Source organism: Rhizobium gallicum bv. gallicum R602sp (genome assembly GCF_000816845.1).
Classification (GTDB): domain Bacteria; phylum Pseudomonadota; class Alphaproteobacteria; order Rhizobiales; family Rhizobiaceae; genus Rhizobium; species Rhizobium gallicum.
Genome location: NZ_CP006877.1, coordinates 322,160 through 334,027, shown reverse-complemented (window position 1 = coordinate 334,027; position 11,868 = coordinate 322,160). Strand labels below are relative to the sequence as shown.

The window sequence follows — 11,868 nt, the reverse complement described above, 5'->3', positions numbered from 1 at the left end:
AGCGGGCCGTAGCATCAGTAAGAGAAGCTCTGAGGAGAGCAAAGATGACCGTTGCAGCCCTGCTTGCCTATAGCGGCGCCCTTTTTATCGCTGCGATCATTCCCGGACCCGGCATCACCGCGATCGTTGCCCGCGCGCTCGGCTCGAATTTTCGCGAGACCTTCTTCATGGGTCTCGGCCTTGTTCTCGGCGACATCACGTACCTGACGGCGGTGATCCTCGGCCTTGCATTCGTGGCGCAGACCTTCACCGGAATATTCCTCCTCATCAAATTCGCCGGCGTGCTTTACCTCTGCTACATTGCCTACAAGCTCTGGACGGCAGGTCTTTTGCCGCAGGATATTACCGCGCGCAGATCAAGCAGCATCGGCATATCCTTCCTGTCCGGCCTTCTGGTGACGCTCGGCAACCCGAAGACGATGCTCTTTTACGTCGCCCTCGTGCCGACACTAATCGACATCAACCACATCGGCCCTCGAGAATATGGCATACTTTTAGTCGCAACCTTCGTTGTGCTGCTTTTGGTTTTGATCCCTTACATGCTGCTTGCGTCGCGCGCCCGCACGATGCTGAAACAGCCGCGCGCGCTGCAAGCGGTCAACCGGGTTGCGGCGAGCATCCTGGCCGGAACCGCAGCCTTTATCGCTGCACGCGCAGCCTGAAAAAATCATTCGGCAAAGCACCGTTTTCAAAGGATTTTTTCTCCCGGACGACCCTTCCGTGGATCAAGCCCCTCTGGCCTGCTTGGGCCTTTGACCCTATTCTCTCGCCCAACAATCATGAAGGGAGCGCACCATGTCGAGAAAACCGGGCCGCGGCCGCATCTACTCGTCGATCACGGAAACCATCGGCGATACGCCGATCGTCCGCCTCGATAAGCTGGCCAAGGAAAAGGGCGTGAAGGCCAACCTGCTCGCCAAGCTCGAATTCTTCAATCCGATTGCTTCCGTCAAGGACCGCATCGGCGTCGCGATGATCGAGAGCCTCGAAGCGCAAGGCAAAATTTCCCCTGGCAGGACGACGCTCATCGAGCCGACCTCCGGCAATACCGGCATCGCGCTCGCTTTTGCCGCCGCCGCCAAGGGCTACAAGCTGATTCTCACCATGCCGGAAACCATGTCGGTCGAGCGACGCAAGATGTTGGCGCTGCTCGGCGCCGAACTCGTATTGACCGAGGGGCCGCGGGGGATGAAGGGCGCAATCGCCAAGGCGGAAGAACTTGCCGCAACGCTTCCCGACGCCATCATCCCGCAACAGTTCGAGAATCCGGCAAACCCGGAAATCCACCGCAAGACAACGGCCGAGGAAATCTGGAACGATACGGAAGGTGCCGTCGACATCCTCGTTTCCGGCATCGGCACCGGCGGCACGATTACCGGTGCCGGCCAGGTTCTGAAGTCGAAGAAGCCGGGCATCAGGGTAATCGCCGTGGAGCCCGAGGAATCTCCGGTTCTTTCCGGCGGCCAGCCGGGGCCGCACAAGATCCAGGGCATCGGCGCCGGTTTTGCCCCGGCGATCCTCGATACGAAGATTTATGATGAAGTCGTCACCATCAACAGCGCGCAGGCGATGGAAACGGCGCGTCTTGTCGCCAGGCTTGAAGGCGTTCCGGTCGGCATTTCCTCAGGCGCGGCACTGGCGGCGGCAATCAAGATCGGCAGCCGCGAGGAAAATGACGGCAAGAACATCGTCGTCATCATCCCATCCTTCGCCGAGCGCTATCTTTCGACTGCCCTCTTTGAGGGTCTCGGAAACTGAACTTCCGGCTGAAATCGGGGTGCTTCGGCGCCGCCCCTTCCTTCGTCAGGCCGACGCCGTTCGCCGGCGATAAGATCGGACCGCGCCACCTTGAGTACGGTGATAGCCGCAGGCTCGAAAACCGCATCTTCTCCGCGGCGTGGCGCAGCAGTGCGGACCGCCGGCATCCGTTCGGCATCGTTGAGTGGAGCATGATCGACCCGTTACAGCAGCCATTCAGGGGCCGACTTAAGGACGACTAAACGGTTTCCCTTCCTCATCCTTGCGGTTCAGCCGCTCGACCAACTCCTCGGCATCCTCCTCGGAGAGCATATCCATGACCACCCCATCGATAACGACCGCCTGTCCGGTGACTGCATCGACTACCGTCCAGTAGATGTTTAGGTTCTTGCGATGGCTATACCGCACCGTTGCCATGAGGTGTTCCTTTGGGCGTGGCGAGGCCTTGGCTTTCCTCTTCCCCTTCCGCGTCTCGGTTCCCTTCTCTTGGGCGTTAAGGATAAATTCAAGGTTGCTCGCGGTATCGTGCGGCAACCGATCGAGAATCGCTCCGTCCGTTTCCGCAGCCTTTCCTTCGCGGTAGTCGATGACACGCCAAGTGCCGTCGGAGTTCTCCTCTAAGCCGTACCGCTTGTAGGGCATTGGTTCGCCTTCGGTTACCTTATTACCACTAAACGCCGACCCCGGAGTGTTTGTTGCAGATACCCGAGACCCCATCGAATATACAGAACGCGCGGCGCCCCCCGGCACCGCTTCGATATGCCGTACGGTTCAAGATAACCGTTTGAAAAACACCAATAAAATCTCTTCAAAACTGCGAATGATGCTTGGCTCGCTGCATTGCTCGCCACACCTGCGCCGACAAGCCTTAAAGGTGTCGACCTCCTCAGCACAATGAATACCATTTCCGCGCCCGCCGCTATCGGCAGGGAAAATCAATCCCTTCCCCCGCATTTGCGCCGATTGCTGCCGGAGGCGCGCCGGCAACGAGTGCAATCGTGCCGTCCAGATTGAGTTCGCCGAGCGGAGATCGGCAACACAATAAAGGAACAAATTCACGTCTCAGCTGCAGTCAGGTTGCGAAGGGTTGTAGGGCGTAGACGAAGGGGGCCACGAGCCGGAGCCGGAACATCCTATGGGCGCTTACGCTCAATCGCATCCCAGAGAAGGCTTGCGATATCAGCGCCGCCGAACTTGCGGACTTCGCGTATCCCGGTCGGCGACGTGACGTTGATTTCGGTCATGTAGTCGCCGATCACATCGATGCCGACCAGCAGGAAGCCGCGTTCCCTGAGCGCCGGGCCGATGCGTTGGCAGATTTCCTTTTCACGCGCCGTGAGCTCGGTCGCTTCCGCGCGACCGCCGACATGCATGTTGGAGCGGCTGTCGTGGTCGGCAGGAACCCGGTTGATCGCGCCTGCCGGCTCGCCGTCAACTAAAATGATGCGCTTGTCGCCCTTGCGGACATCGGGAAGATACTGCTGGGCGATAAAGGGTTCGCGGAAGAGCTGGCCGAACATTTCGAGCAGCGAGGACAGGTTTCGGTCGTCCCTCGTCGAGTGGAAGACGCCGGCACCGCCGTTTCCATAAAGCGGCTTCAAGATGATATCGCCCATCTCGTCGCGGAAGCGGCGGACCTCGGCCGCATCCTTGGTGATCAGCGTCTTCGGCATGAGATCGGCAAATTCGGTGACGAAGATCTTCTCCGGCGAATTGCGCACCCAGGCCGGATCATTGACAACGAGCGTCTTCGGGTGAATGCGTTCCAAGAGATGCGTCGAGGTGATGTAGGCCATGTCGAAGGGCGGATCCTGGCGGAGCAGCACGACATCCATGGTCGAAAGATCGACCCGTTCGGGCGCACCGAGCTCGAAATGATCGCCCTTCACGTCGCGCAGCAGCATCGGTTCGACGGAAGCGTAAAGCTTGCCGTCGCTGAGGCTCAGCCGCTCTGGCGTATAATGGAAAAGCGCGTAGCCCCGGGCTTGGGCCTCAAGACCCATGGCGAAAGTAGAATCGCCTGCAATGTTGATGCCTGCGACATGGTCCATTTGGACCGCTACGTTCTTGATCTTGGCCATTTCCGTCCCTCAGTGAGTGCCGGACAGATGTAGGTCGCAAGCAAAGCAAACGCAACGGCCAATCAGGACCTTCCAGGTGTGGGCATCAAGGATTTCAGGCCGCGAGACCCTGCTGGCCGCTGCTGCGCAAAAGGTTGCGAAGCCGGTAGAGGATTGCCACAGGCCTGGGGAAGGGCTTGCGCAGAAAAGCGACCTTCCGGACGTAGTTGTCAACCCGCCAGTTCGCCCATGTGCCGCCCGCGAAGAACGCAACGTCGCCGGCGCGCAGCGTGCGTTCCGTTCCGTCTTCGGCGGTGACGTGCACCTCGCCTTCGAGGATCATCACCGTCTCGTCCCAGCCGAAGAACCAGCGGAACTCGCCGGCTGTGCAATCCCAGATCGCCGTGAGCGATGCGTCGTCATGACCGCGGGAATGTTCGGCCGTGCGCGCCTGCGGGTTGCCATCGACGATCCAGTCAGGATTGATCGGCGTCGATTTCATCGGCAGGTGGTCGCTGGAGTGTGCGACGAAATTCCTGCCGCGTGTTGGCGCGACCGCGTACGGCAGCGAACGCGCGGCCATTGCGACTGCGCTTGCGAGCATGAGCTTCATGGCCATTAGACCCCCAAATTTGCTACCCCAATCATTGCGGAATAGCAGAGAGTCGTAACGGAGGCGTTCAAGCGGCCGCTAAAATTTTAGCAGTCCATTCAGAGTGCCGGATGATGAGCAGTGATCGCAGCACCGGCACCGATGCGCTTGCCGGTATCATGGGCGAAGAAATACAGCTTTTACGGCGTGATTACGAAACGCAGTTCCAATGCCAGCGCCGTTTCCGGGAGACGGCCGCCGTCAGTGGCTGTTCGCCCGAAAGGCCATGCACGAGCTGCTACGAGCGGTGTTCTTCGACATATTGAACCTGCCAACCGCAGATCCTCGGTACGAATGCCGGCGTCACAGCGCCGGAAAGACACGGCCAATCCATCTTTTGCCGGCTAATTGTCCTAGCTACCGCCCGTCCTTCGCCTTCATATCAAGCAAGCGCTGGTAGAGTTCCTTGCGCGGCAATCCGGTGACGCGTGCTGCTTCGGCGGCTGCCTTTGCCGTCGACATGGAAGTCGCAAGGTCGGCAAGGATGGCCCCTACATCCGCTTCGTCCGCCGGCCGCTCTTCCGGTGGGCCGACGACGAGCACGATCTCGCCCTTCACATTGGCGTTTTCAGCATAATGCGCGGCAAGCTCCGCGAGCGTGCCGCGCCGGAACTCCTCATATGTCTTCGTCAGTTCGCGGCAAACGGACGCCCTACGGGTGGGCCCGAGCACGTCGGCCGCGGCAGCCAGCGTCGCGCCGATCCGGTGAGGCGATTCAAAGAAGAGGAGCGTCGCTGGAGCGGCGACAAATTCCGCCAGCCGGTCGCGCCGCGCCTTGTCCTTCGCCGGGAGGAACCCCGCAAACAAAAAGGCGTCGTTCGGCAGGCCCGAGCCGACAAGCGCGGCGAGCGGCGCCGATGCTCCCGGAATGGGCACGACACGGTAACCTGCTTCGATCGCCGACTGTGCAAGGCGATAGCCGGGGTCAGAGACAAGCGGCGTCCCGGCATCGGAGACAAGTGCAACAGACCTTCCCGCCTCCAGAGCCTGCAGCAATCGCGGACCCGCCTCATCGGCGTTGTGCTCATGATAGGCAAAGGGCCGGTTCTGAATGCCGTATCGGTCGAGCAGAACGCGGGTCACGCGCGTATCCTCGCAGGCGAGCACGTCGGCACCCGCCAGCGTTTCCAGTGCCCGCAACGTGATATCGCCCAGATTGCCGATCGGCGTAGCGACAAGATAAAGCGCCGCTTCCAGCGGGCGGGCCGGGATGGCGACATTGTGCAAGCGATAGCCGCGCTGCCTGCCGCCCTCGCCCGCTGTTTCCTCATTATTCAATTTCGATGGCTCCTTTGGCTCTCTGCCTTTATGCGCGGGGGTTTGGCCCGCAGCAAGTGTTCGGATTTCTGTGCGCATTGTCCCGGAAAACGGCAATTGCAGCGCTGCTGCGTCTCGCACCCCTTGCATTCGTCAGCAAAGTTCTGCCATTTTGCCTGTCCACTCCTCCGGCCCGGAGCCGGACAGCATCTTCCGGCGCGTTTTGCGCGCTGGGGCAGTAACGGTCGAAAGCGGTAGCATCCCATGCGTATAACTATTGAGCGGTCAAACCTTTTGAAGTCGCTGAACCACGTTCACCGGGTGGTCGAACGTCGCAACACGATCCCGATCCTGTCCAATATCATGCTGCGCGCCGATGGCCAGAACCTCGACATGAAGGCGACCGACCTTGATCTCGAAGTGACCGAAGCCACGCCTGCCAATGTCGAGCAGGGCGGCGCCACAACGGTTCCGGCGCATCTCCTTTACGACATTGTGCGCAAACTGCCGGATGGTTCGGAAGTTCTTTTGGCAACATCGACGGACGGCGGCTCGATGGCTGTCCAGTCCGGCCGCTCGAAATTCTCGCTGCAGTGCCTGCCGGAATCCGATTTCCCCGATCTGACCGCCGGCACGTTCACGCATTCCTTCAAGCTGAAGGCAGCCGATCTCAAGATGCTGATCGACCGCACGCAGTTTGCGATCTCGACCGAAGAAACGCGCTACTATCTAAACGGCATATTTTTCCACACGATCGAAAGCGACGGCGACTTGAAGCTGCGCGCGGTAGCGACCGACGGCCACCGCCTCGCGCGTGCCGACGTGAAGGCGCCCTCCGGCTCCGAAGGCATGCCTGGCATCATCATTCCGCGCAAGACGGTCGGTGAACTGCAAAAGCTCGTCGACAATCCCGATGCGATGGTCACCGTCGAAGTCTCAGACGCCAAAATCCGCCTCGGCATCGACTCGATCGTCATGACCTCCAAGCTCATCGATGGCACATTTCCAGACTACCAGCGTGTGATCCCCACCGGCAACGACAAGGAAATGCGCGTCGATTGCACGACATTCGCCCAGGCTGTCGACCGCGTTTCGACGATTTCTTCCGAGCGCGGTCGCGCCGTGAAGCTCGCACTTTCAGACGGCCAGCTTCTGCTCACCGTCAACAATCCGGATTCTGGCAGCGCGACGGAAGAAGTTGCCGTCGGTTACGACACGGATTCCATGGAAATCGGTTTCAATGCCAAATATCTGCTCGATATCACGGCCCAGCTTTCCGGCGATCAGGCGATTTTTCTGCTTGCCGATGCAGGCTCGCCGACGCTCATTCGCGATACCGCCGGCGATGATGCACTTTACGTTCTGATGCCGATGCGCGTGTAAACGCACGTCGCATTTGCCGCGGTAAAGTTTGCCGATTGCGACGTTTGGGCTTGTTTTTGCGCCAGAGGATGGCAAATAGATAGCTAGCGGTTTTGGTATATTATTGGTGGAGGACGGCATGGCGTTGCGGCTGAAAGAACGGCTCGGCAAGAAGTTCGATGAAGAGATCCGTTTCTTCAAGGGCATGATGCAGGGGCCGAAAACTGTCGGCTCCATCGTTCCCACCTCCTCGATCACCGCCCGCAAGATGGCAAGCGTCATCCACCTGAATTCCGGCCTCCCGGTTCTTGAACTCGGTCCCGGCACCGGCGCGATCACCAAGGCAATCCTCGGGCGCGGCGTGAAGCCGGAAAATCTCGTCGCCATCGAATATTCGACGGATTTTTACGAGCATCTCGTCCGCCTTTACCCCAGTGTCCGCTTCATCAATGGCGACGCCTTCGCCCTCGACAAGACGCTCGGCGACCTCAAGGATCAGACGTTCGATTCCGTCGTTTCGGCCGTGCCGCTGCTGAATTTCCCGATGCAGGCGCGAATTGCGCTTCTGGAAAGCCTGCTCGACCGTATTCCGGCAGGCAGGCCGGTCGTGCAGATTTCCTATGGTCCGGTCTCGCCGATCATCGCGCGGCCGGAGCGCTACCACATCCAGCATTTCGATTTCATCGTCCGCAATATCCCTCCGGCCCAGCTCTGGATCTACCGACGCAGCTGATATGTACGGGCTGTATATCACCCACCCGCAAGTGAGAATCGATCCGAACGTCGCGGTGCCCAAATGGGGTTTATCCGAGATCGGCGAGGCTCGCGCACGCAAGGCGGCTGAAAGCCGCTGGGCGAGGAAACTGCGCCGTATTATTTCCAGCGACGAGACGAAGGCCATCGAGACTGCGGAAATACTGGCTGCGACGGCAGGCGTGGCAATCGAGATCCGACATGGCATGCATGAGAACGACCGGTCCGCAACGGGCTTCCTGCCACCTCCGGAATTCGAGAAAGCTGCCGACTGGTTCTTCGCGCATCCGCTAGAGAGTTTCAGAGGCTGGGAGCGCGCCGCCGATGCTCAGCAGCGCATCGTTTCGGCCGTCGAAGCGGTTCTCGCCGATCACGATCCGAACGAGCCGATCGCCTTTGTCGGGCATGGCGGGGTCGGCACGCTCTTGAAATGCCATATTGAGAGCCGCGTCATCGCGCGCGATCGCGATCAGCCGCCCGGCGGCGGCAATCTCTATTGTTTCAGCCTTGCAGACCGGCGCTTATCATGCGACTGGACGCCCATGGAAAACTGGCAGGGACTGATGTGAGATGAACGCACGCGAGCGGCTGATCGTCGGGCTGGATGTTCCGACACTTGGCGAGGCGGAACAGATCGTCTCGACGCTCGGCGACGACATTGTCTTCTTCAAGATCGGCTATCAGCTCGTCTTCGCCGGCGGTCTGGAATTCGCACGCGATCTCGCACAGAGCGGCAAGAAGATCTTCCTCGACATGAAGCTGCTCGATATCGACAACACGGTCGCTTCCGGCGTCGAGAACATCGTGAAGATGGGTATGTCCATGCTGACGCTACATGCCTATCCCAAGGCGATGAAGGCTGCCGTCGAAGCGGCAAAGGGTTCCGAACTCTGCCTGCTCGGCGTGACCGTCCTTACCTCGATGGACGAACAGGATCTGATCGCCGCTGGGTACGAATACGACCCGCATACCCTGGTGCTGCGTCGCGCCGAACAGGCGCTGCTCGCCGGGATGGGCGGCGTCGTCTGCTCCGCGGAAGAATCCGCCGCCGTTCGGAAAATCGTCGGACCTGGAATGGCAATCGTCACCCCCGGCATCCGCCCGGCAGGTAGTGAAAGGGGTGATCAGAAGCGTGTCATGACCCCCGCCGATGCGCTGAAGGCCGGCTCAAGCCACCTCGTCGTCGCCCGCCCGATCGTCAAGGCGCCCGATCCGAAGGAAGCGGCACGCGCCATTCTTGCAGAGATGGAAGCCGCGCTCTGACGCTTTGCGACGGACGCGGCTGAGGTGAACATATCAGCGATTTGGATGACGTGGACAACCGTCAACAGGAAGAGAAAACCATGGCAAAAGGATACTGGATCGCACGCGTCGATGTGCGCGAGCCCGAGCGTTACAAGGATTACGTTGCGGCAGCTAAGCCGGCCTTTGAAAAATACGGCGCAAACTTCCTCGCCCGCGGCGGTGCAATCACCGAACTTGAAGGTAAATCGCGAGCCCGAAACGTCGTCATCGAATTCCCGTCCATGCAGGCCGCGGTCGATTGCTACAACTCCCCGGAATACCAGATTGCCGCCAAGATCCGCCAGGAAGTCGCCGACGCGGAAATGGTGGTTGTAGAAGGCGTCTGAGCACTCTTTGCACCTGCGAAGCTCAGGCAAGATGGACCTTTCCGTCGCGCCGTGTTTCGGCTAATACGAGTGCCGATCAACGCGTCCATCCAAGCCTTCGAGGAGCCTGCCATGACCCTTGCCAACCTGCCGCCGCTCGTGACCGTGTTCGGAGGTTCTGGCTTTCTCGGCAGGCATATCGTGCGCGCCCTCGCAAAGCGCGGCTATCGCATCCGCGTCGCGGTGCGGCGGCCGGATCTCGCAGGTTTTCTGCAGCCGCTCGGCAATGTCGGCCAGATTTCTTTTGTCCAAGCGAACCTGCGCTACCGCACTTCGATCGATCGCGCCGTCGAGGGTGCCGACTTCGTCATCAATTGTGTCGGCGTGCTCTTTGAGGCCGGCCGCAACACCTTCGATGCGGTGCAGGAATTCGGTGCGCGCGCCGTGGCGGAAGCCACCCGGGCATCCGGCGCGAAGCTCATCCATATTTCGGCAATCGGCGCCGACGCCAATTCGGATTCCAGCTATGCCCGCACCAAGGGCCGCGCGGAGGCGGCAATCCTTTCGACGAAGAAGGATGCCATAATCTTCCGTCCGTCGATCGTTTTCGGGCCGGAAGACGGCTTCTTCAACAAATTTGCGGAGATGGCTCGCCTTTCGCCAGTGCTTCCCCTCATCGGTGGCGGCAAGACGAAGCTGCAGCCGGTCTACGTAGAGGACGTGGCAGAAGCCGTGGCACGCGCCGTCGAGGGCAAGGCTGCGGGCGGGACGATCTATGAACTCGGCGGTCCGGAAGTGCTCACCTTCCGCGAATGTCTTCAGGTCATGCTGAAGATCACCGCCCGCAAAAACCGGCTGGTTTCCATTCCTTTCAGCATCGCATCGCTGATCGGCAGCGTCGCTTCGCTCGTTCCCTTCGTTAAGCCCCCGATCACGGCCGACCAGGTTCGCCTGCTGAAGCGCGACAATGTCGTTTCAACGAAGGCCGAAACGGATGGCCTCACGTTGAAGGCTTTGGGCGTCACGCCGACAATGCTGACGTCCGTACTGCCATCGTACCTGGTGCGTTACCGCCCGCATGGTCAGTACACGGGTTCGGGAAAAGCAGCCTGAGAAATTATCGCATTGGTTGAACGCCGCTGTGTTTGCTCACAGACGGCGTTTTTCTTTTTGCTTCTTTCAGGCAACGGGGCAAGTTTCGCGTGCTTTCTATAGCGCCGAGCCGGAACGGCGTTGCATAAAAGACGCATTAGAAATTTAGTGAAATTAACGCCACATTTAGCAGCAACGTTTATTGCTATTTGCCATTCCACTGACTACACACCCCGCGCGTCCTGAAACGGACTCAGCGTCATTTGCGGCGCGCCAAATCGACTTGAAAGGCTTTATTCGATGGGCAAGTCAATCGCGCTTCTTTTTGCGTGTGCGGCACTGGTTATCCTCGCAGGATCCTTCATTGCGCCCGGCTCGGTCGCAGCGGTGAAGGGCGGCTGCGCGCCGGCTTATGGCATCGATCCCTGCTCCACAGCCTCTCTCAACCACTGAGGCAAGGGCCGGCTCTTTCCGGAGCCGCCCCGGATGTCGAATATCTGAAAATCAGCCGAACAACGTCAAGCCGATCAGGCCTGCCGCGCCAATGAAGATTCGCCACCAGGCGAAGGGCGCGTAGCCCCGGATCGAGACGAAATCGAGCAGCGCTCGGACAACGAGGAGCGCCGAGACGAAAGCCGCCACGAAGCCGATGACGATGAGCATGCCGTCATCGAAGCTCAGCATATTGCGGTTCTCGTATAAATCCAAAGCAAAGGCGCCGACCATCGTCGGCATGGCGAGAAAGAACGAGAATTCGGCTGCAGAGCGCTTGTCGGCGCCCATCAGCAACGCGCCCACGATCGTGGCGCCCGAGCGGGATGTTCCCGGGATCATTGCCAGGCACTGGAAGAACCCTATCTTCAGCGCCATCGGCAAGGAAAACTCCGTCACATCATGATACTTCGGCTTGAACTGGATCTTGTCGACGGCAAGGAGAACCAGGCCGCCAAGGATGAGGACGACGCAGATCAGCATCGGCGTTTCGAAGAGCACGTTCTTGATAAAGTCGTGCGCAATTGCGCCGATAACGGCTGCAGGCAGAAAACCGAAGAGTACGGCAAGGACGAAATGCCGCGCCCGCGCGCTGCGGGGCAACGCAAGCGCCAGGCTCAGCAGCCGCTTGAAATAGACGAGAAGAATCGCAAGGATCGCGCCGAGCTGGATGAGAACGACAAATGTATTGCCCGGCGACCGAAAGCCCAGGAAATGTCCTGCGAGCAGGACATGGGCCGTCGAGGAAACCGGTATGAATTCAGTAAGGCCTTCAATAAGGCCTAGAATGAGTGCACTAAAGATATCAGCCATGTTTTATCCCTTGTGAGGC

At 59.7% G+C, this 11,868-nt stretch carries 14 protein-coding genes; 9 read left to right on the top strand and 5 right to left on the bottom strand.

What is annotated here, in order from left to right; genetic code table 11:
* The first annotated feature begins 44 nt into the window (after positions 1 to 44).
* Positions 45 to 662, top strand: a complete 618-nt coding sequence (locus RGR602_RS01685) for a LysE family translocator (protein WP_039843658.1) — start codon at positions 45 to 47, stop codon at positions 660 to 662.
* Positions 663 to 795: 133 nt separating this feature from the next.
* On the top strand, positions 796 to 1,758 hold the full coding sequence (cysK, locus tag RGR602_RS01680; protein WP_039843657.1) for a cysteine synthase A: 963 nt from the start codon (positions 796 to 798) through the stop codon (positions 1,756 to 1,758).
* 228 nt (positions 1,759 to 1,986) lie between these two features.
* Here the strand turns inward: cysK and RGR602_RS39345 are convergent, their stop codons facing one another.
* The 4 genes from RGR602_RS39345 to rsmI form a co-directional block, all read right to left on the bottom strand.
* Positions 1,987 to 2,400, bottom strand: a complete 414-nt coding sequence (locus RGR602_RS39345) for a hypothetical protein (RefSeq protein ID WP_318299793.1) — start codon at positions 2,398 to 2,400, stop codon at positions 1,987 to 1,989.
* Positions 2,401 to 2,891: 491 nt separating this feature from the next.
* A complete protein-coding gene (gshB, locus tag RGR602_RS01670; protein ID WP_039843656.1) occupies positions 2,892 to 3,839 on the bottom strand; it encodes a glutathione synthase in 948 nt (315 codons plus the stop codon).
* A 94-nt stretch (positions 3,840 to 3,933) separates the two neighbouring features.
* Entirely contained in the window at positions 3,934 to 4,437 is a 504-nt protein-coding gene (locus RGR602_RS01665; protein WP_039843655.1) for a cupin domain-containing protein, read from the bottom strand.
* Between the two features lie 390 nt (positions 4,438 to 4,827).
* Positions 4,828 to 5,748 carry a 16S rRNA (cytidine(1402)-2'-O)-methyltransferase gene (rsmI, locus tag RGR602_RS01660; protein WP_039843654.1) on the bottom strand — a complete coding sequence of 307 codons (921 nt, stop codon included), beginning with the start codon at positions 5,746 to 5,748 and terminating at the stop codon, positions 4,828 to 4,830.
* Positions 5,749 to 5,991: 243 nt separating this feature from the next.
* Between rsmI and dnaN the strand changes: the two genes are divergently transcribed.
* The 7 genes from dnaN (at position 5,992) to RGR602_RS36830 (ending at position 10,997) form a co-directional block, all read left to right on the top strand.
* On the top strand, positions 5,992 to 7,110 hold the full coding sequence (gene dnaN / locus RGR602_RS01655) for a DNA polymerase III subunit beta (RefSeq protein ID WP_039843653.1): 1,119 nt from the start codon (positions 5,992 to 5,994) through the stop codon (positions 7,108 to 7,110).
* Between the two features lie 118 nt (positions 7,111 to 7,228).
* Complete coding sequence (gene pmtA / locus RGR602_RS01650; RefSeq protein ID WP_039843652.1) at positions 7,229 to 7,822, top strand: phospholipid N-methyltransferase PmtA; 594 nt, start codon at positions 7,229 to 7,231, stop codon at positions 7,820 to 7,822.
* A 1-nt stretch (position 7,823) separates the two neighbouring features.
* The gene (locus tag RGR602_RS01645) at positions 7,824 to 8,411 is read left to right on the top strand and encodes a histidine phosphatase family protein (protein ID WP_039843651.1); all 588 of its coding nucleotides are present in this window, start codon (positions 7,824 to 7,826) and stop codon (positions 8,409 to 8,411) included.
* A 1-nt stretch (position 8,412) separates the two neighbouring features.
* Positions 8,413 to 9,105 carry an orotidine-5'-phosphate decarboxylase gene (pyrF, locus tag RGR602_RS01640; protein ID WP_039843650.1) on the top strand — a complete coding sequence of 231 codons (693 nt, stop codon included), beginning with the start codon at positions 8,413 to 8,415 and terminating at the stop codon, positions 9,103 to 9,105.
* A gap of 80 nt (positions 9,106 to 9,185) precedes the next feature.
* Positions 9,186 to 9,473: a DUF1330 domain-containing protein gene (locus tag RGR602_RS01635; protein ID WP_039843649.1), complete on the top strand. Its 288-nt coding sequence runs from the start codon at positions 9,186 to 9,188 to the stop codon at positions 9,471 to 9,473.
* 111 nt (positions 9,474 to 9,584) lie between these two features.
* Entirely contained in the window at positions 9,585 to 10,565 is a 981-nt protein-coding gene (locus RGR602_RS01630) for a complex I NDUFA9 subunit family protein (protein WP_039846586.1), read from the top strand.
* 279 nt (positions 10,566 to 10,844) lie between these two features.
* A complete protein-coding gene (locus RGR602_RS36830; protein ID WP_027510599.1) occupies positions 10,845 to 10,997 on the top strand; it encodes a hypothetical protein in 153 nt (50 codons plus the stop codon).
* A 51-nt stretch (positions 10,998 to 11,048) separates the two neighbouring features.
* On the opposite strand, the gene RGR602_RS01620 is transcribed toward RGR602_RS36830, so the two are convergent.
* On the bottom strand, positions 11,049 to 11,849 hold the full coding sequence (locus RGR602_RS01620; RefSeq protein WP_039843648.1) for an undecaprenyl-diphosphate phosphatase: 801 nt from the start codon (positions 11,847 to 11,849) through the stop codon (positions 11,049 to 11,051).
* Positions 11,850 to 11,868 lie beyond the last annotated feature (19 nt).